The organism is Marinococcus sp. PL1-022 (assembly GCF_033845285.1).
Lineage (GTDB): Bacteria > Bacillota > Bacilli > Bacillales > Marinococcaceae > Marinococcus.
The window spans coordinates 18,699-38,518 of sequence record NZ_JAWXCX010000003.1 but is presented as its reverse complement, the minus strand read 5'-3'; the positions used below and the strand labels follow the sequence as shown (position 1 = coordinate 38,518).

The following is a 19,820-nucleotide window of genomic DNA, read 5'->3' as shown; positions in this document are numbered from 1 at the left end:
TTTCAGATTGTTGAGAAACACAATAGCAGTGTCGCTTTTGTTCGTGGATCGTTCGATCCACGTTCTTTTTTGGCTGGTTCATCAAAAAAATCGCCCTCTACGTCATCTGTTTGGTGAGGATGAGGGCGATTTTTTTCATATTCTGGCAGGTAGCGGTCAGGTATGCCTGCTCCTGGACAAACGGGTGCCCTCGGTACCGGGCATACCGAAACGCATGGAGCTCCTTGGAATCGCCAAAACTGCGTTCGACGGTCTGGGTCCGTAAGTGGTACAACGCTTTGCCGGTGTTGGTCCGTTTCCGGGCACGCACCAGATCCTTGAAATCCTCCCATAAATGCCGGCTCACCACCCGGGATGTTGCCGATGGGGAAAAACAATCCTCCCGCAACGGACAGCCCTGGCAGTCCTGAGGGCGGGAGCGATAGTGACGATAGCCGTTCCGGTCGGTCGTACGATAGGTTAACAGACAGCCCATCGGGCAGACATACGCTTTTTTCTGCGGAACAAAACGAAATTTGCGTTTCGGCATGTACGGGCCGCTTTTCCCCGGGCGCCGGTACCCCATGACGGCGTAGATGCCCTGTTCCTCCAGTTTTTTGCATAGATACGCCGTGAAGTAGCCGGCGTCGAGCGCCACGGCTTCCACCTGAAATCCAAATTTGGCCCGTTGAACCTCGAGGCGCTCCAGGTAGGGGTCAGCATCATGCACATTGCCCGGCGTAATATAGGTGTCGGTAATGATATTATGTTTGGCGTCCACCGTGCGGTGGTCCAGGTAAAAAAATCCCTGCGGCTTCCCCTCCCGCATCAGGAAGCCGCTGTCCGGGTCGGTTCGGCTGACCCGGGTCATCTTGGTGGGAGCTGGCTTCCCCTCCCTCCGCGGTCCCAATGCTTTTTTCCTTCCGCTTCCCGGTGGGCCTGGACATCCGCTTCCAATTCGTCCAGGTACGCCGGTACTTTGGGCGATTTGGCTTTTCGCAGAAACTTGTTTTTATTGGCATTGGCTTTCACATGGGTGGAGTCGGTCAATAAAATCCGCCCGTCGACCAGGCCGTACGCATCGGCCTGCCGGACGATGGTATCAAAAATATCCTCGAAGACCGTCGTATCGAGGAAGCGGCTCTGCCGATTCCAACTGATCGTGGAATGATCGGGGATACGGTCTGTCAACGAGAGACCAAGAAACCACCGGTAAGCCACATTCGTCTGAAGCTCTTTTTCCAGCTGGCGTTCCGAACGGATCCCGTAAAAATAGCCGATAAACATCATTTTGAACAAGGTGATCGGCGGAATCGAAGGCCGACCGACGGTCGGCGAATAATACGAAGCCAACTGCTCGTCAATGAACCGGAAATCAATCATCGCATCGATGGTCCGAAGAAAGTGATCAGCAGGCACTAGGTCTTCCACAGCAACGGTCACTTGATCCAGTCGGTGATTTTCGGCTTTGCCAAGCATGGCGTATCGCCCCTTTTCTTTTTAGTATACGACCCTTCGGGGCACTTGCCTACAAAAAACTGTCGAGAAAGGAGACTTTCTCGACAGCCTGGAACAAGAAGGAGCTAGGTGGCTCCTTCTTGTTTGATACCTGCTAATTACTGAAAGTATGTAAAAGATTAAGGGTTTTAAACATAAAGAAATAACGCAAACTCATCGTCTTTATAATAGAAGGGTGAATTTACTTTTTTTAAATTTATCTAATAGGGCGGTAGAGATTTACGATTCATTTGAACATGGAAAAAACTTTTAACTAGAGACTATATCCTTTAATTTATTCCTTAAAATCCATTGTTTACCATATCCAAAGAGAGGTAAAATATATACAACCAATCGCAAAATGATAAAGATGAAAACGGAGGTATGGGCATGCAGCATCGATTGATGCATATTTTAAATAATTCTTGGTTTCTTTTAGCCATGGCATTAGCTGCGACTTTCGTTGCTGCTTTAAGAAATGATGTTCCAGGATTCAATACTCAAAGTTTATGGTATTTTGGGATGGAATGGTTATTTCTAGCCGCATTGTCATTTATCATTCTTAGGATCGTTATTTCTTTCGTGTTTAAACGGTTTATTAATCGCGTAAACGATTAACTTATCAGTGCAGACAACATAGTCTTACATAAGTATTTCGGTTTCTTTTCGATTTTATTATTACTAACTTTTTAAAATGATAGCAATCGTTTTTGTATTAACATTTTTACGTGCATTGGCCGAAGTCTATTCTTCCAAAAAATTAGTGATAAATCTTTGCAGTAATTTCAAGTCTCAACCAGTAGGAGAAAAAGATGCCTTACAACTCTTATCAAGATCGAAAACAACGCATGGAGGATCCTCTCCAGCCTCGACGAAAAGAAAATAAGATCGACAAATTGCCTATTGGAAAATTGTTTGTGGTTATATTAGTTATTTTTGTGCTTTATTACAGCACATCTATGGTTTTTGATTACGAATTAGAATTTGTGGAGAGCTCATTTGAGTGGATTTACAATGATCTTCTTGGAAGACGTGGTGGGGAAGATTTAGAACTTTAAAAGAAGTATTTCTATTGGAGGAAATGCTTCTTTTCATTTTCCTAATAGAAGAGCAACAGGGGTTATTTTACATTCTTTTTTTTTATTAAAGGTGAGGTTTTTTATGCATGAATGGCAGACAGGCATATTATCAGGTGTATTGGCGACCATCAGTTTTATTCTGTTGGATTCCTTTTTTGCGTTGCCTTATCTGTATGAAATGGTGATTAGTTTTGTTTTTACGCTAACAGGCACATTGGTAGTGGGGAAATTGCTCAATGACAGAAGAAAACGTTCCAGAAGGGAAGCATGAGGATGTTAAGAATGTTTTATAAATTATTTGGGACGATTTCGTTTGCTCTGATTCTTATGGACGTGCGCAAGATTATTCATATGCCGGGGTGGTTATTTCTATCGTTGTGTCTTGTTCTGGCAATTTCTATTGGTATTTTCTTTTACCTTCAACGAAAACAACCAAGCCATTCAGCCGACGATAGAAATTAAAGAAGATTATTACGAAGGAAAGTGAAACGGAGACAAACATAAGCCTCATAGCCCATGAAGGCAAAGTAATATACGAGAAAAGAATGGTATTAAGACATACATACAAAGGAGCGTATTTATTGAAACAAGGGAATATTATCTTTATTACATTGTTATTGACCATTCTGCTTGGTGTTGTCGAACCCTTGCGAGCACTATTCACAGCTCACGAATTGAGTGAGAACTATGTTATAAATGTAGGTCTTTGTGTTGTTTTACTAGTTGTGCTGGCTCTTTATATTCTATACATGGTGAGATCTCGACGAAAAGCCCAAGAAAATGTATCATCATTGAGTCAACAGGATTTATCTCCGCTATCCGGCCAAGATTATTATTATCAAGAACCGATGCAGCAGTTCGACCAGCATCCAGTAAGGATAGTCAATCATGCTGGTCACCATGCGGCTGTTTTTGACGTTCGATATAAAAACGCATGGGAAAAATGGATGACTGTCCTAGGTTTGTTCGATTATAGCAATATTGAATTAACCACCAATGACACCGTGGTTTACTATGAACAACTTCCTTTGCAAAAGGCGCTTAAACGGCCAAAATGGAACGTGTTTGTCAATCAGCAGCACCGAGGCTTGTTAGAAATGGCGCCATTGTCTAAGGCGGGCCTCAAAAAACAAGCCGTTTTCTATTATGATGTCCGTGACCACCGATACATCATCCAGAGTCCTCGCATCAATCCTCATACGTTTATTCAAAATGACCAGGAACAAACATTAATGCAGGGGGAGCGTACGATGTTAGACGTAGGGAATAAAGGAAATGATGGAGCTAGAGGCAAAAAGCACCATGTGATAACCACCGATACAGGGGACTTATCGACGGCCGAAAAACTTGGCTTGTATCAGCAAATCATGATGAAAATGAAGCAATCGTAAACCACTATCCAGCTTATGAATGAATTTTTGTCATAAGCAGTAGCCTCGTATAAAACAAAGACTACCTATAATCGTCATTATGTAAAAGGCTAGAAGTTTTAGACAGTATATATGATTGTTAGACTTCTTGCTTTTTTACATTAGATGTTTTTTCTTGTTGGACAGTCTACCCTTTTAGTTCCTCGAAGGAAAAAGTTAGAAAATGACTGAACATGAGCCCTAGTAAACCATTCGTTTACACTTTTTTACCAGTCGTTTATAGTCGTCTTCCTCTTATTGTTATAAAGTGGAAATAAGAGGTGAGAAGATGAATGTAGGGGAACAATTACGACATTTACGAGAACATCATGACATGAGTCGTGAAGAACTAGCTCAGGAAATGAATGTCTCCAGACAAGCCGTGTATAAATGGGAAACCAATAAAGGCTATCCGGATATTGATAACTTAATTCGATTGAGTGAATTATACGAGTTCACCCTCGATGAACTCATTAAAGTCGATCCAGCTTTTCAAAAAAAAATAGCTATTGATGAACAAAATGATTTATCTGATCCTGGTTTCTACTTAGGAGCGATATTGGTGTTGATTGGAATTTTTCTAGATTTCGGTACCTTCTCTTATGCTTTGACCATCTTTGGCCTTCTCACCATGTGTTTTTATGAGGAGTTCAAGAAGATGTTTTGGCGTATCAAACGAGATTTTCAAGAAGAAAAATAAATAATGAATGAAAAGAAGCGTTTCTTTCAGCAGAAATGCTTCTTTTGATTGGCTAAGCGAGTTAGACATGGAGCATATTATGTAAGTATGACGTTGCTTCGCACATTGGGCTGTTCGGTTTTTCGCTTATATAACAAACATGGCGACGCAGTGCCCCCTAAGCGTTCTGTATGATTTCCAGGAGACCGATCGATGATCCCCCTATTCCCCCTAACGCTTTTTACATTAACCGTTCCACCACCCAGACAAAGACGGCAGCGATCGGAAAAATGGTCCACCAAAAATCAGCGAAGAATGCCGTTAAGGTATTCAACCGACTAGGTCCGATGTACCTGGTATCATATTCCCCCTCTAACACTCGTTGTTTAAAATCTGTATCTCCTTTGATCAACTGATCTAATGTAATATCAAACAGATCACTCATGGCCACCAACATATCCAACGAAGGATCGCTTCTTCCACTTTCCCATTTCGAAACGCTTTGCCGGGAAACATGGAGCATCGCTGTCAATTCTTCTTGCGACCATTCATGATTTTCTCGTTGCCTTCTAATGGTAGAAGCTACGTTCATGAAATCCCTCCCTTCCCCAAAACATACACGTTTTGTTTTCCTTAGTCACGATCGTATGAGGAGCATCCAACGCAACTGTTGGTTGCTGTTCTTTCGGAAAAGCTTGTGTTGGCAGACTTAAGGCCGGACATGCTTCAGGCTGAAGGTATAAAACGCGGTCACCAACAATTCCTCGGCCATGTCCAAGGCGGCTGAATCGTAGGTCACTTCGTGATGGGTTAACGACAGACCCTGGATCTTCATAGTTGCTAATACTTCTCCTTGGGCTTCCAGCACAAAGGTTTTTCGGCCTGTATCACTTTTCATAACCGCTTCGTTCCCGTTATAACGGATCGTGAGCCGCATATTTGTGTTCATGGTGGAGGTGTTGGTCATCGTCGCGACTTGTTCTTGATGCTCTCCGTAGACGATCTTCCATTGGTCTCGCGCCTGTTCCGTTTGTTTGGCATCCGCGAGGATATGGTTGTGCTTGTCAAATAAACGAACGTTCTCTGTTCTTGCCAGCTTCAGCAACTCTTTGCGGGAGTCATAGTATTTCCCGCAGTAATACTGGAGACGTTGGTGCTCGTCCGTTACCTTTACTTTTCGGCTGGAAAAGATAATAAATGGTTTGCGAAAATACAATGTTGCCATGTCTGGACCTCCTCGTAATGGTTTCTTTGAACGTTATACACGTTTCTATTATTTTTCAAACAAACCACTTATTGGATAAAAAAGAAAAAATAGTTTTGATCGTTTCGGCTTAGTGAATAGGAAAAAAGAAGAAATACATACTCAAAGGAGCGACCATCATGCGTAAGTTATTACCTGCCGCTGCGTGTAGTTTATTGCTATTATCCGCCTGCGGAACCGACGAAGACACGGAGACCAATACCTCCGACGAGAAAAGCAACCAAGATCAAAATGAGGATCAAGCAAACACGGACGATGCCAATGCTGACAGTAGCGAATCGGACGAGAACGAAGCTCCGAGCGCCGAAAAGGTAGTGGAAGAAGCCGTCGCTTTCTATGACGACCTGAACAGTCTCTATTTTGTCATAGAGGGAGAGACGACCATGGACTTGGATGAAGAACAGGAAAACGTGCCGGAAGGTAGCTTTACCACCACGACGCGAGAAACCCAGTGGGACTATGTTCGGGACGGGGCCTACTATAATCGCCTGGAATTAGATGTCACCACGGAAGGCGAAGAGAATGGGGAGTCGTTCTCGGAAGAGGAACCCACCAGCTACCAGTTCACGGATCCGGAGGACCCTGCCTATACCATCACTTATGACGAAGGCGATGAGGAAGCCATTCGGTATGATGCCGGCAGAAGCGACGAGGGCTATGACATGAGCCAGGGCGCGGCGCCTTACGAGCAGTTGCTGGAAGAGGCTGATCTTACCTATGTCGGAGAAGAGGAAGTGAATGGTTACGATACATACCACATTCAGGCGGAAATGAACGACGGCTCTTCCGACTACTGGTTTGATCAGGAAACCTATTACGAAATCAAATCCGAGCGCGAAACCTCCGCGGATGAAGAACAGGCGGCCGGAGATGCCACGAGCAACATGGAAGTCGTAGACTTTGAAGTGAACCCCAATTTTGACGAATCCTTGTTTCAAACGCCAGAGGATATCGACGTCGTGGACGGCGAGCTTGAGGATACCGTAGGGAATTAACGACGTTTGGAAGGGGAGGAACCTTTTCTGTTGCTGGGGGGATAACGATGAGCCGAAAAAAGAACCTCTTTAAGCCTGATACCAACGCTAAAACAGCCAAAGATACATTCGATGATTTTCTTGTCCGAAAACGGGAGCAACGATGGGAAAATCGAGGAAAAAAAGGATTAATCGTTCTTGCCTCTCTCGTGTTGATTGCTTTGTTTTACCTTGGTTCCCATTGGTTCGGCTACAGCACCGAGACCTTCGAGGCCATCATGGACGCGCTGAGCCGTCATGATTAAACCCATCGCATTCAAAAACTCCAAGAAAAAGGAAGGGGCTATCCAAGCCATCGGATAGCCCCTTTCTACTGTTTGCTGACTACTGATGATCATCAATATGGTAACTAAATGTTTGATAAGTACGGTAGATGAAATTTAGGTTGAAGCGATCTTTCTTGGGAAAATGTATGAAATTGAGAAATCTTCGGCTCTCCCCTCGTTGCTACACGGCACGAAAGACTTTTTTCTTGAGGAGAGCTATGATCCCGACTTATTTGAAAATCATCATTGGTTTTTCGATAGGAAGTTTTATGATTCATTTTTTATCCTTGTTTGGCCTATGGTCGTTCCCCATGGGTTACTCCACCCTTGTTTTTGCGTTGTTTTTGTTCAGTATGGCCCGGGAATTTTATCGGCAGTACCAGGGGGCGTCGCGGCGTTCTCTCATTACGGTGCTGATCGTGGTGGGAATCATGCATACCGGCGGCGGCCTGTGGAGTTTTGGGCTCACCTATGGATGGATCCGGTAATATTAATCGGCATCATGAGATAAATAGAAAAAATCATCCCTAAGCGCTCTCCTCAATACCCATTGGTGAGGCTTGTTCCTTGAAAGTGTAAACCTGTTGTTGTCTTTCCTCCAGATTCCTGTTTCGATATCTAAGTTTATTTTTATATACCTTAAGGAACAAGGTTAAGGGTGTTCTTAACGAACATCTCTTTCTTAATCGTAATGCTTAATGATTTTTTGTTCTTGCAACGAGCGTCTGCTCGAGGATCGAGAGACGTTCGTTGTCGATGTTTATGGCTTTAATTATTTGGGAAAATAATTACTGTACGTTTTCGTTTCATCTCTAATAGGGGATGCGACGTCATGACTTTCAACTGCTTTCATGCAAAAGCTCTCCGTGCTCGCTTGCGGAGGGCTTTTGTTTATTTTTATCGGCGTTCATTGATGAAAAAGGACCCTACGTTGGATGATATGATCAATCAAAAAAGTTGGGGTTTTCTTCCTAAACAGGTAGACTATTCTCATAGAGTATGTACTCTATGAGGGGAATTGTTGCACGTGCAAGAAGCTGGTTCATGCCTCTGACAACAAGGCGCAGCTAGTAGCCAGGCGCTGCCCCCATCACCGCCTGATGCCTTCCCTTTGCATTGCAGAGAGAGGGCTTTTTTTGGCTTCCTATTCGATTCCTTTTTTCGACAGGACGCTCGGATATGCGCATAGTGTTTCCGTGACAGAGAAGCTACCAGCAAGCCATAGAGCGATCCTTCCTTCATAAGGAATAAGTAAGGCTCATCGAACCATTGAAAAAGCCTGTGCGGCTTCTCTGGGGGTTCTAGCACGGCAAACACCTCGTATGTTATCCTTGATTTACCATTTTGAACAAGGAGGGAGTTCATGCGTGGACGTTCTCTGCGAATCGCCCAAGCCATCATGTTTGGCGCGGCTCTCATCATTGGCGTCATGCTCATCGTGATGGCCGGAACGGGCGACGTCTCTTCGGCCATGCTGACCAGTGGTATCATCCTGATCGCCATATGCGTGGTGAACGGCATTAGTATGGCCATCCAGACACGGCGAAAGCAGCGGGAGATGTTTCGGCCTTAACCATTGCAAGACTGCCACACGAAGTACAAATCATCCCAAACGAAACCTTCGAAAGTCCAGGCCGTCGCCTGGGCTTTTTTTGTACATCATTGTGATCTTTTTTTCTGATCCCAATGATGTACAATCGTGTTGGGAAGAAGGGTTGTTACGATTCCTGAGCTTTGCTTTCCGGCGCTCGTTCGAGCACCTTGATCACTTTTTTGTATTCCCGGCCCGTCTTTTCGATGTCTTCCCGGAACACCTTCATCACAAGAACAGACCGTCGGCCTTTCTTGGTCGGAACCTGGACAATGTCGCCCGGCTGGATCGGTTCCTCGCGCAGCCGTTTCGGAATGTTCCAGTGATACAGTTGGTTCGTATTTAAGACCGGAGCGCCGTTTTCGTCCCGGCGGAAAATATGATACGCCGCAATCGTATTGTTCGTTTTCATGGTTCTTCGTTCCTTTCGTTGGTCATTCCCCGTGTCGTTTATCTGCCAGAGGGGTGATGGTTGTTCACTGAAGAGGTTCACTTACGTCACTCATTGTTGCGATGTTGGTCCCTAAAAATATGCGTAAAGTTATTTCTGGAATGTTCTATTTATAACTTTAGGCATCTTTTTCATGTTCGCTTTTGTTCGCAGCATGCGAAAAACTTCTGAAAAGAAGGCGCAAATATCGGTACTTTTTTAGTACCTTGAAGGGTACATAACTAGTACTTTTTCGCGTTTTTGTGACCCCAGCGTTTTGCCAGGCTTTGCCTGGATCCCAACCCTCGTTGGGGTCAAAAACCCCTTATGCTCTTTACAGATTTTTCTCGCGAATTTTCGCTACGAACGTATGAAGTGTTCCGCCCATTACTTCTTTAAGTATATATATCTGTGTGAATATAAATAGTGCAAATAGCTTCAAGGGCCGTTTTTAATGCTTGCTGTGCTTCTTCTTTTTTGAAATCTATTTCTTCCCCGTGTCCTATTTTATTTCTTTTTCTTAAAAGCTTTTCCCATTCTTTATTTACACTTTTGTTTATTTGCAATCCATTACCTTCTAATTTCTCCAGCAACTTGTGCGTTTTTGTTTGTATGTTTCCGACCGATTCCAATATCAAATAACTCGTCTCGTCATTTAACCCTTGGTTTTTTAAAGATATAAACAAACTCTTATCAAGAAAACTTTCGAACATGATTTCAGAAGATAAAATAGCAGCACTGTATTGCTCTTGTTGAATTTGTTTCATAATTTGGGAAAGTAGTTCGATCCATACTTCATTCTCTCTTTGGTCTTTGGTATTACCGTATGCATGATATTCAATTTCTACCCAGTCTTTTATTTCAGGGAGCCCCCTTTTCCATCCACCCGATGCCAGTATTTTGTTTTTAGTCTCTGGATTTAATTCGGAAGAGATAACATCAAAACTTTCTATAAATCCTTCCCTTGAATAACTAGACGATAACTTTGCAGGTGCCTTCGTACTTAATACGACTTCTTTTAATTTCATTTCCTTCGGAAGTTTAATCGTTTTCATTTGGCCTAGCATAATAAATGTTCGATCACGAAACGAAAAATCATACATTAAATCGAAAGCTCTAAATAATTTTGCGGTTATGATTCCTTCAATCATACCTTCATAAAAAGTGAAGTTTTTGTCGCAGTACCTACAAGTTATGTTTTCACTAAGCATAGATTTTAATTGTTGCTGGCTTAATCGTTCCATTTGCTTCTCTTCCAATTGCCAAAAAAGAGAACAATGAGGACAATAATTTTTGCTAATCAATTCATTCATGAACTATCTCCTAAACTTTTGAATGTTTGTTATGAACATCATGAAACGCTTCTTTATGTGATTAAGGAAAAACGAAAATGAAAAAATAATTGTAAAAGAGCATAAGGGGTTTTTGTCCCCAAATGGGTGGGGAACCCCGCAACGCCGGGCAAAACGATGGGGACATGAAAAAGCACTTTTACACACCTTTTCGCACACCTATTTACACACGATTTACACATGCTTTTTGACGTAGCTTTTCGATATAGAAATTTCAACAGGTCACGAAAATGTCTTCCGGTATAACAACCTTGAACTCCCTGGACGATAAAACAAGAAGAAGATATTCAGGGAGGTTCACGTATGAGTGCCAAACAACGAAAGAATTATATGCTATCCGAACAAACGATTGCTTACATTGATAAGGTCAAAGAACAACAAGGGATATCGGCTAGTGCTGCTCTTCATCAAATTGTGGAAGAACATCGAGATCAGGAATGGCGACAAGAGCTCTCGAATTATTTAATCGATAAGGTGGCTGACGAAGTTCAGGATAGGCTGCACGATGATTTAAAAAAGATTCGTATAGGAGCCAACACCGCTGACCGTAAAACAAGCATATTATTAGAAGTGATGAACGTGTTAATGATTCATCATGATTTGAAAGACTATGTGTCTACAGCAGAAACGTTATCACCGGTACTAGATGGGGCAGATGAATATATAGCCGATACCATTTCTAAAGCGAAGCAGCGAAAAGATAGTCGGAATTAAATGGACACATAAAAGCGAATGAAAAATTTATCGCATTAGCGAGTACCACGAATCATACATATTTGCCCGAGTCGAACTTGATTAGTCGCATTGATTGGCCCCTCATTATCAAGCTTTACCAATGCGAACCCGAATGGCCTCAAGGACGAACCACACACACGAGGTGTCCGAATCCTTTTCGTGCCATAAGCTTCTTTGTTGATTGCTCTTCTGAAAAAGACCTCCATAACAGAAAAAAGGTTCTGGATATGGATGTGTTTGCTCTACGGGGTACTCATCATCAACGATGCTTACGTTGCATCGTTTCCAAAGGTCTTCCAGAGCTTCGGAATCTTGTTCGCTTTGTGCGACGAAACCACGTAATGGGTAAACGACTGCTTGGTTTCCGGATCCTTATAGGTATTGATCTCATACGTCTCCGTAGGAGACGTAACCACGACTTCGGCGGCCCACTGCGCTTGTTTTTTTCCTTTGGATCGACGATCACTTACCGTAATACCGGGAACCCGGCCTTCATTGATGATCAAATACTGCGTCATGCTATTAGCATCCGCTTCGATCTTCACATGAAAACCGATCGTTGTTAATTCTTTTTCCAACTGTTTCACACTTCGATTAATTTTGGAGATGGTTCCTGCCATCGATTTCTTCCTCCTCCATGGATTTATGAGCCATCCTGTAGCCAATTATAATTCAGTGGATGATTAGCTGGTAAATGCGGATACGGTTGGTCAATCACGCCTCGTTTCAGGCGATGTTTGTATAAGGTATTGTCGAGGCACGTTCGCAGATAGGCTTCATAATGACGAACCGGTTCTTGTTTGTTGGCAATTTCATCTTTGACTCGTTGAATGACTTCAGGGGATAATCCTTCTTGGATATATTCTTTTTCGATTTCATATGTATTCATCGTTTCCGAAGAAGAATTGTTAACGTTATTGTTAACAATACTATTATTCATATCAGTCTTACTATATTCAGTCTTATTTCCGTATGATTTTGATACTTCTTGATGTATCATTTTCATATTTCTGGAGCTATCATTTTCATAGTTCCGGACATATGATTTTGATAAATCCTTGTCCCCCAAGGATTCTGGATCATTTTCCTTTTTAATTTTATATATATCATCATCAGATGCTAGGGGCTTTTTAATATATAATTTGTTAGGTTTGTTTAACCCTACACGTACTTGATAAAGAAGATCGGCTTCAGTTAATTCTTTTTTAATCTTAGAAATTTTATTTGGACTTTTAATATTCAAGATGTCCATTAGATCATCGTTTGTATAAATGAAATAAATATTCCCATTCTCATCAAACCAATTGTTTTTTATAGAAAGTTGAAAACGGTCCTTTAAAATAGACCAAGCAATTTTTGTGTCATTACTCATATTCATATACTTTTCATTTTGAAAAAAAATTTTAGGCAGTTGGTAATAAGTTAATCCTTGTTCCTCATAGATATTAAAGAATGTAGACATAATAAAAACTCCCATCTGTTTATTAGATTGAGAGTTACTTTATACACACAGATATGCTATATGAAACAAATTATTGATATAGCTTAAACGTATCCCTTGAAAAGATATGAGAATATGCTAAACTAAAGTCAAATAGTTTCTTCTAGCCACAGAAGAATTAGTGTATAGAGTTAACTCTCTACGAAAGCAGTCGGTGTATCCAGCACCGGCTGTTTCTCGTTTATTAAGTATATTTTATCTGAATAAAAAGCAATAAGCAAATCGCTTTCAAAACATTACCAGCTAGAATAAAATATTCTTAGGCTCTTTGTTTAAATACATATGGCCATCCCTTAAATAAGTCACTTCTCTCCAGGGAGTGGCTTATTTTTTATTATTCAAAGCATAACCTACAATTGTTTTCTTTGTTGAGCTTTTGCATGAAAAATAGACTTATAACATGTCTTTTTCTTTCATAGCTTTTTTAACGGCTGCATTAACAAACTCAGAAATAGATCCTCGTCCGTATTGATTTTTTAAACGATCTAATTCAATCAACACCTCGGGGTCAAAATAGATTCCTTTAACCTTCGGCTTTTCTTCATTTTTGTTCTGATGTTTTTTAAAGAAGTTGTCTAGTTCGTCCTCATTATTAACCTCTTTATCATTATCAATATTAACATTATCATCATTGTTAATATTACTATTGCCTGCAACTTCTCCAAATCCTGCAATATTTCTTTTATTTTTTGCCATTATCCAGTTCCTCCTTAATATTGAAATAGACTTCTGTAGCTGGGTTCTTTTTACGATTCATAACAGCAGGCTGCTGTTCATATGCAATACTGTTAGCAAACTGCACCGATCTAGGGATGATCTGTTTGAACATACGTATATTATTTTTCTCACAGTACTCTTCACATTGCTCAAGAATCTGTTTGTGTAGAACAGTTCTACTATCTACCAACGTTCCAACGACTCCACTGACTTTTAGATTTTTATTATGGCTTCCTCTAAAGTTATCTATTACTTCTAACATCTTAATAAATGAACGCATTGAATAATGTTCTGGTTGAAATGGAATAATTATATCTTGGACAAAAGATAAGATATTACCTGTGATAAGTCCAATATTAGGAGGGGCATCCATTATTATTACATCATAAGATGCTAACAAGGGTGTAAGTTTTTCACGCATGATATGAAAAGGCTTAGGATAATCATTAGGATTTGATAGTACATCAAACTCTAAAAATGCTAACTCATCGTTAGCTGGCAGTATATGAAGATTCGAGTTTATTTTATCTATTGCAGCCTCAGGAGAGACGTTTTGGGCCAATACGTCATAAATGGTGTATTCATATTGATCTGGGTTGCGGCCATATGTAAGAGCTACGTTGCCTTGATTATCAGCATCAATAATCAATGTTTTTTGCTCCTGGGAATAAATTGAGGCCAGACTTGTAGCAATGGAGGTTTTTAATACCCCGCCTTTGTTAGTTGAAACGGCTAGTAACATATTCTTTCCCTCCTTAGATGAATTCTAAGATTTTATAATAATTATTATGTCGTACATAAATACCTTGGGCTAAAGGATAGTCGTCGGCGAACTCATAAATTTTATTAATAATTGTTGTTTGATTTATCATTAACCTACATCAGTTTATATTTGTTATAGATAACCATAGCATAACTATCTTGAAATATAAATAGTTATTAATAAAAACATTAAAGTTAACATTAAAGTTAACATTAAAGTTAACTTTAATGTTTGAAGGTTAACGGAAAAGTGTTTACTAAAAACAAAGATAGTATTAAGTAGACAAATATCATATAAAAATAATAGTAGGGATATTACCTTATGTTTGCGCTAAATACCTTCTCATAAAGCTATTGATTATTAGCATAAAATTAAAATTTTTATTATTGTTATTATTTATATTAATATTAACAATAATAATTAACGAGAAAAATACTATGAAAGTATTGAAAACAAAATAAGTATCTTAGAATTGTAAAGCAACCAACAAAATAATATTAGATGATATAAGAAGATCAGGAAATGTCAATAAATTTGTGTGATTGACTGTCCTTCGGGACCGTCAATAATTTTGTGTAAACGGCTGTCCTCTTCCAGCCTTGAAGTTAACCCTGCCGTTGAAACATGTCTTCCAATTGATGTTGGGCCTGGGCGAAGTCTAGTTGGAAGCGAATGGGGAACTTTTGATTGTACGCGTCGAACCAGCTGATCAAAAATTGTTCGATGGGTGCTTCATTCAGAAATTGTTCTTTTCGTTTAATGTATTTTTTCAGCTGTTTGTTGAAAAATTTCGATGAGGTTGATCGAAAATAGTCTCCGCCAGGTAGCAGAGGAGAAATAATAAAAAGTAAGTAAGATGAGGGATCGACGAGCACCCGACGAAGCGATGGGTAGAGTGGCAATTAATCGGTGATAAATGCGGTGAGAACCTAGACCGATTCATCACGGTTGTTGACTCGTCACACGGTATTGTTTTAATTATTAATGTTAATAATATTATAAATGTTAATATAAATATTTTTATCAAGTGAAAATAATATTTATTATGCCAAGGTTATTTGAAACTATAATTCCGATAAGGGCCGTTATGTTTAGAAAAGCTGACAAAGTTTTATGATTTCAAACTTTGTATGAACAAATGACTCTTATATTGCATGTTAAAGAAGAAGAATCCCATAGATACGGTGCAATGACATCGACCAAAACACCATAGATAAAGGATTCATGAAATTTATCGGTTTCAGAGTTGTTTGAAATGAAGTTTCTCGGGCGTGGTCATTGGTTTCCGATTTTTCTACGTCCGAAGAAACGTACCAGTTTTTTCTTTGCCACCGATCTCTCGGTGACAGCGTGGAAGGTACTATGCTGGTATCAGTACCGGTTGTATACGGAAAATTTTTTTAGTAAACCAAGGTCGAACCGTCGATGGGCGAACGACTCCGGAAACCATGTAAAGAGCCTACTGTGTAGCTTGAAGTACAAAGCAGTCGCTTGGATGATATTAGTGATTGTAATAAAGGTGAATAAAAAGAAAATTTTCTTATGAAATCGATATTTTAAAATTTTTAAGGAAAATTTATTGTTTTATTGTTGGAAACATACTATGATTACTTCAAGAAAGAAGCAGGGACAGAATAAAAGGAGTTGAAGGCAATGAATGAAGAAGAACAAAAAATTACAGATTTCAACATGGATTTTTTTAGCTTAAAAGGTAAGGTAGCCATGATCACAGGAGGAAACTCAGGACTAGGCCAAGGTTTTGCTTTAGCATTGGCTAAAGCTGGCGCTGATATATTTGTCATAAGTATGGATCACGACGATGATCAAACTAAAAATTTAATTGAAGCTGAAGGTGTAAACTATCACCTGGAAATCGGTGACATAACAGAAAAAGATCGATGTAAACAGTTAGTTGATAAATGTATTGAAACATTTGGTAAAATAGATGTTCTTTTGAATAATGCTGGTATAGGTATAAATGAACCCGATGTAACGAAATATACTCGTCTGCAGTGGGACAAAATGGTTTCTGTTAACTTGACAGCTCCTTTTGAATTGGCCAGTGAAGTTGCTAAACATATGATTCTAAGGAAAACCGGAAAAATCATTAACACATGTTCTCTGTTTTCGTTTCTTGGCGGTCAGTGGTCTCCAGCTTATGCAGCTACTAAACACGGCTTGGCTGGATTTACTAAGGCTTATTGTGATGAATTGGCTCAATTCAACATTCAAGTAAACGGTATCGCTCCTGGATACTTTGCTACTGAATTGACAAAAGCAACAAGAGAAAATGAACAAGCAAATCAAAAAGTTATGGATCACATTCCTGCAAATCGATGGGGAACAATTCTCGATTTAATGGGGAGTATTGTGTACTTAAGTTCAGATGCTTCAAATTATGTAAATGGTACCTTACTGACTGTTGATGGTGGATATTTAGTAAGATAAAACTAAAAAACTAAAAGGAGTACGTTAGATGGACAATTCAAAAACTGAAACAGTGATGGACGAACTAAAAACGATAATTTCAAAATCCCAAATTTCCACTAATACTGAGGAATTATACGATGCTTCTGCAGACCGTTATAAGAAATTTGCTAAAGTAAAAAATGCATTGGATGTCCCGTTGCCGATGGCCATTGTTTATCCGCATTCTACTGAAGAAGTGCGATTGCTTCTCACTTTTTGTAATGAAAATGATATTAATGTTATTCCTAGAAGTGGTAAAACAGCTACTGAAGGTGGATTAGAAAACTGGAAAAACGAAACGGTTGTCATTGATGGGTCTCATATGGATCAAATAATGAAAATCGACACGTATAACATGCAAGCCACTGTGCAAACCGGAGTAAAACTACAAACATTGGAAGATGAGTTACGCAAGCAGGGGTACACCACGGGACATTCACCACAATCTAAACCAGTTGCTCAAATGGGAGGGCTAGTCGCTACTAGAAGTATCGGTCAGTTTTCTACTCTCTATGGTGCGATTGAAGATATGGTTGTTGGATTGGAATGTGTTTTTCCCGAAGGAGAAGTTTCTAGAGTTAAAAATGTACCTAGACGTTCAGGTGGGCCTGATATTCGCCACATCGCTATTGGAAATGAAGGGGCATTATGCTATATCACAGAAGTAACCGTGAAGATTTTCAAATTTTACCCAGAAAATAATACCTTCCACGGATATTTAGTAAAAGATATGGACACTGGTTTAAAAATTCTGAGAGAAGTTATGGTCAATGGATTCAAACCTTCAGTAGCCCGTTTGTATTCTGAAGAAGACGCTCGACAACATTTTGATCATTTTTATAAAAATAAATGTGTTCTTATTTTTATGGCTGAAGGACCCAAAGGAATTGTGAGTGCCACCAATGAAGCTATTGAAGAAGCATGTGACAAATTTGCGCAAGATGTAATAGAACAAGTGAATTCTTCTTTAATTGAAGAATGGTTTAATAATTTAAATTGGGATCAAAGTAGAATCGACGATGAAATTAGAGAAATGCAAGAAAATAATACGCACGATGGTTTTACCACTGAAGTGTCTGCTGATTGGGAAAATGTTATTAATATTTATAATAGTGTCATGGCTCGAATCAAGAATGAATTTAAGAGAGCTGATGAATTGACCATGTTAGGTGGCCATTCCTCTCATAGCTATCTTAATGGAACTAACATGTATTTTGTTTATAACTATACAATCAATTGTGCTCCTGAAGATGAAGTACAGGTATATCATCACCCTATACATGAAATTATCATTGAAGAAACTCTGAAGTTTGGTGGCTCTATGTGCCACCATCATGGGATAGGAAAATATCGTTCAGAATGGACCAAACAAGAGCATGGATCTGCCTATTATATGCTAAATAAATTAAAACAAGGTTTCGATCCAAAGGGTATCATGAACCATGGGACAATTTTTCCTCAAGAAAAAGAAATAAGTAAATATATTAGATCTTAGATAAATAGAAAGGCCTCCTTGGTATCGAAAAGTTCTTGAGTTACGTCAAAAGAGCTTTAATAAATAGCAAGGAGGTTTTCTTTTAAAAACGAAAGGCGTGGTTTTTATGACGCAAACTAAATATGTTATAGGCATTGACAACGGTTCACAGAGTACAAAAGTGATTCTGTTTGACGTAGAAGGAAGAGAGATAGCCTTTGGTTCATGCAAATTAAGAGAACCATTAACCCCTGAGCCTGGAGTAGTTTTACATCCAGATGATGACTTATGGGATAGTGTCTATCAAGCAATGCAAGAATGTTTGAACAATTTTAAAGGAAATCGTGAAGATATTGAAGGGATTGGTCTGTGTTCAATCCGAAGCTGCCGCGTTTTATTAAAAAAAGATGGTTCGTTGGCATATCCAGTCTTGAGTTGGATGGATGAAAGGTTAGCGGAACCGTATAAGCATGAATATAAAGAAGTACATTATGTTACAAGTACATCTGGCTATTTGGGTTTTAAGCTTACCGGAGAGCTCAACGACACTGCTGGAAATTATGAAGTGAACTGGCCGTTAGACCGTCAAACACTAAACTGGTCCAAAAATGATAGCGTTATCAAGAGTAATGGATTAAATAGAAACATGTTGTTTAATCTTGTGAAACCAGGAGAAAGATTAGGAATTCTCCGACAAGAATTGGCAACAGAATTTGGTTTGAACGATAGAACTCCCGTAATTGCTACCGCAAATGATAAAGCGGTAGAAGCACTTGGAGCGGGAGTGAAAGATGAAAGTTCAATTATGATATCTTTGGGAACATTTATTTCCTCAATGCTAATAAGAAATGACGATTTTGATAACGCTACCAATTTCTTTCCAACCCTTGCAGCTATTCCATTTAAATATGCCTACGAATCGAACGGTATACGGCGTGGGATGTGGACAGTAACGTGGTTTAAGAAATTAATTGGAGAAGAATTAGTTGTTAATGCTGCTCAACACGGTCTTTCTGAAGAAGAGTTCATGAATAAAAAAGCAGAGCAAGTACCAGCCGGTAGCGATGGGTTAATAACAATATTGGATTGGTTAACCAATTCTGAATATCCTTATCGAAAAGGTTTAATGATTGGGTTTGATGATAGACACACCAAATATCATATCTACAGATCAATCTTGGAAGCCATTGCCTTCAATATTAAAAATAATATTGATGATATGTTAGAAGAAATCGAAGAAGAAATTTCAGAAATTGTTGTTACAGGTGGTGGCTCCCAAAGTAATGTCATTATGCAAATCATGTCAGATCTCTTCGGCTTGCCAGTTCATCGAAGATTAGGAAATAGTAGCGCTTGTTTAGGGGCTGCTATTAGCACATGTTACTACTTGAATATCTACCATGATTTTCCTGAAGCAATGGATAAAATGATTGAGAACGAAACAACTTTTTATCCTAATATGCGTAATAACGCTTTTTATAATGAAATAAATGAATCCGTGGTTAAGCATGTAAGAACTTATACGGATGAAGTTCTGAAACTTTCTAGCTCCATATTCAATAAAAGAAATGAGTGATAAAT

The 19,820-nt window shown here is 39.7% G+C and carries 21 protein-coding genes and 1 pseudogene; 13 read left to right on the top strand and 9 right to left on the bottom strand.

Annotated elements, in window-relative coordinates:
* Nucleotides 1-106: 106 nt before the first annotated feature.
* Nucleotides 107-1,458 (bottom strand): annotated as a pseudogene (locus tag SIC45_RS16385) (IS1182 family transposase); the annotation flags it as partial.
* Between the two features lie 408 nt (nucleotides 1,459-1,866).
* Between SIC45_RS16385 and SIC45_RS16380 the strand changes: the two are divergent.
* From SIC45_RS16380 to SIC45_RS16360, 5 genes are all read left to right on the top strand, one after another.
* On the top strand, nucleotides 1,867-2,094 hold the full coding sequence (locus SIC45_RS16380; RefSeq protein ID WP_319633044.1) for a hypothetical protein: 228 nt from the start codon (nucleotides 1,867-1,869) through the stop codon (nucleotides 2,092-2,094).
* 194 nt (nucleotides 2,095-2,288) lie between these two features.
* Complete coding sequence (locus tag SIC45_RS16375; RefSeq protein ID WP_319633043.1) at nucleotides 2,289-2,534, top strand: hypothetical protein; 246 nt, start codon at nucleotides 2,289-2,291, stop codon at nucleotides 2,532-2,534.
* Nucleotides 2,535-2,637: 103 nt separating this feature from the next.
* Nucleotides 2,638-2,826: a hypothetical protein gene (locus SIC45_RS16370; protein WP_319633042.1), complete on the top strand. Its 189-nt coding sequence runs from the start codon at nucleotides 2,638-2,640 to the stop codon at nucleotides 2,824-2,826.
* Nucleotides 2,827-3,136: 310 nt separating this feature from the next.
* The gene (locus tag SIC45_RS16365; RefSeq protein WP_319633041.1) at nucleotides 3,137-3,946 is read left to right on the top strand and encodes a hypothetical protein; all 810 of its coding nucleotides are present in this window, start codon (nucleotides 3,137-3,139) and stop codon (nucleotides 3,944-3,946) included.
* A 307-nt stretch (nucleotides 3,947-4,253) separates the two neighbouring features.
* The gene (locus SIC45_RS16360) at nucleotides 4,254-4,664 is read left to right on the top strand and encodes a helix-turn-helix transcriptional regulator (RefSeq protein ID WP_319633040.1); all 411 of its coding nucleotides are present in this window, start codon (nucleotides 4,254-4,256) and stop codon (nucleotides 4,662-4,664) included.
* A gap of 220 nt (nucleotides 4,665-4,884) precedes the next feature.
* Here the strand turns inward: SIC45_RS16360 and SIC45_RS16355 are convergent, their stop codons facing one another.
* Nucleotides 4,885-5,235, bottom strand: a complete 351-nt coding sequence (locus SIC45_RS16355; RefSeq protein WP_319633039.1) for a helix-turn-helix transcriptional regulator — start codon at nucleotides 5,233-5,235, stop codon at nucleotides 4,885-4,887.
* Between the two features lie 117 nt (nucleotides 5,236-5,352).
* Nucleotides 5,353-5,868, bottom strand: a complete 516-nt coding sequence (locus SIC45_RS16350; RefSeq protein ID WP_319633038.1) for a hypothetical protein — start codon at nucleotides 5,866-5,868, stop codon at nucleotides 5,353-5,355.
* 422 nt (nucleotides 5,869-6,290) lie between these two features.
* Between SIC45_RS16350 and SIC45_RS16345 the strand changes: the two genes are divergently transcribed.
* From SIC45_RS16345 to SIC45_RS16330, 4 genes are all read left to right on the top strand, one after another.
* Nucleotides 6,291-6,902 carry a hypothetical protein gene (locus SIC45_RS16345; protein WP_319633037.1) on the top strand — a complete coding sequence of 204 codons (612 nt, stop codon included), beginning with the start codon at nucleotides 6,291-6,293 and terminating at the stop codon, nucleotides 6,900-6,902.
* Between the two features lie 47 nt (nucleotides 6,903-6,949).
* Entirely contained in the window at nucleotides 6,950-7,186 is a 237-nt protein-coding gene (locus tag SIC45_RS16340; protein WP_319633036.1) for a hypothetical protein, read from the top strand.
* Nucleotides 7,187-7,425: 239 nt separating this feature from the next.
* Nucleotides 7,426-7,695 carry a hypothetical protein gene (locus tag SIC45_RS16335; RefSeq protein ID WP_319633035.1) on the top strand — a complete coding sequence of 90 codons (270 nt, stop codon included), beginning with the start codon at nucleotides 7,426-7,428 and terminating at the stop codon, nucleotides 7,693-7,695.
* An 875-nt stretch (nucleotides 7,696-8,570) separates the two neighbouring features.
* A complete protein-coding gene (locus SIC45_RS16330; RefSeq protein WP_319633034.1) occupies nucleotides 8,571-8,780 on the top strand; it encodes a hypothetical protein in 210 nt (69 codons plus the stop codon).
* 145 nt (nucleotides 8,781-8,925) lie between these two features.
* Here the strand turns inward: SIC45_RS16330 and SIC45_RS16325 are convergent, their stop codons facing one another.
* A complete protein-coding gene (locus SIC45_RS16325) occupies nucleotides 8,926-9,210 on the bottom strand; it encodes a DUF5839 family protein (protein ID WP_319633033.1) in 285 nt (94 codons plus the stop codon).
* 413 nt (nucleotides 9,211-9,623) lie between these two features.
* Nucleotides 9,624-10,541, bottom strand: coding sequence for a hypothetical protein (locus SIC45_RS16320; protein WP_319633032.1), 918 nt, complete (start codon nucleotides 10,539-10,541; stop codon nucleotides 9,624-9,626).
* A 342-nt stretch (nucleotides 10,542-10,883) separates the two neighbouring features.
* Between SIC45_RS16320 and SIC45_RS16315 the strand changes: the two genes are divergently transcribed.
* A complete protein-coding gene (locus SIC45_RS16315) occupies nucleotides 10,884-11,294 on the top strand; it encodes a hypothetical protein (protein WP_319633031.1) in 411 nt (136 codons plus the stop codon).
* A 290-nt stretch (nucleotides 11,295-11,584) separates the two neighbouring features.
* Here SIC45_RS16315 and SIC45_RS16310 read toward each other — a convergent pair whose 3' ends face one another.
* From SIC45_RS16310 to SIC45_RS16295, 4 genes are all read right to left on the bottom strand, one after another.
* Nucleotides 11,585-11,935: a hypothetical protein gene (locus SIC45_RS16310; protein ID WP_319633030.1), complete on the bottom strand. Its 351-nt coding sequence runs from the start codon at nucleotides 11,933-11,935 to the stop codon at nucleotides 11,585-11,587.
* A 23-nt stretch (nucleotides 11,936-11,958) separates the two neighbouring features.
* The gene (locus tag SIC45_RS16305) at nucleotides 11,959-12,777 is read right to left on the bottom strand and encodes a replication initiator protein A (RefSeq protein WP_319633029.1); all 819 of its coding nucleotides are present in this window, start codon (nucleotides 12,775-12,777) and stop codon (nucleotides 11,959-11,961) included.
* Between the two features lie 432 nt (nucleotides 12,778-13,209).
* The gene (locus tag SIC45_RS16300; protein WP_298788805.1) at nucleotides 13,210-13,512 is read right to left on the bottom strand and encodes a hypothetical protein; all 303 of its coding nucleotides are present in this window, start codon (nucleotides 13,510-13,512) and stop codon (nucleotides 13,210-13,212) included.
* Entirely contained in the window at nucleotides 13,499-14,275 is a 777-nt protein-coding gene (locus tag SIC45_RS16295; protein WP_319633028.1) for a ParA family protein, read from the bottom strand. The genes SIC45_RS16300 and SIC45_RS16295 overlap by 14 nt, the downstream gene beginning before the upstream one ends.
* A gap of 1,674 nt (nucleotides 14,276-15,949) precedes the next feature.
* Between SIC45_RS16295 and SIC45_RS16290 the strand changes: the two genes are divergently transcribed.
* The 3 genes from SIC45_RS16290 to SIC45_RS16280 all read left to right on the top strand — a co-directional run bounded on the left by SIC45_RS16290 (nucleotide 15,950) and on the right by SIC45_RS16280 (nucleotide 19,815).
* Nucleotides 15,950-16,744, top strand: coding sequence for an SDR family NAD(P)-dependent oxidoreductase (locus tag SIC45_RS16290; RefSeq protein ID WP_319633027.1), 795 nt, complete (start codon nucleotides 15,950-15,952; stop codon nucleotides 16,742-16,744).
* Nucleotides 16,745-16,772: 28 nt separating this feature from the next.
* On the top strand, nucleotides 16,773-18,260 hold the full coding sequence (locus SIC45_RS16285) for an FAD-binding oxidoreductase (RefSeq protein WP_319633026.1): 1,488 nt from the start codon (nucleotides 16,773-16,775) through the stop codon (nucleotides 18,258-18,260).
* 106 nt (nucleotides 18,261-18,366) lie between these two features.
* The gene (locus SIC45_RS16280; protein WP_319633025.1) at nucleotides 18,367-19,815 is read left to right on the top strand and encodes an FGGY-family carbohydrate kinase; all 1,449 of its coding nucleotides are present in this window, start codon (nucleotides 18,367-18,369) and stop codon (nucleotides 19,813-19,815) included.
* The last annotated feature ends 5 nt before the right edge of the window (nucleotides 19,816-19,820 follow it).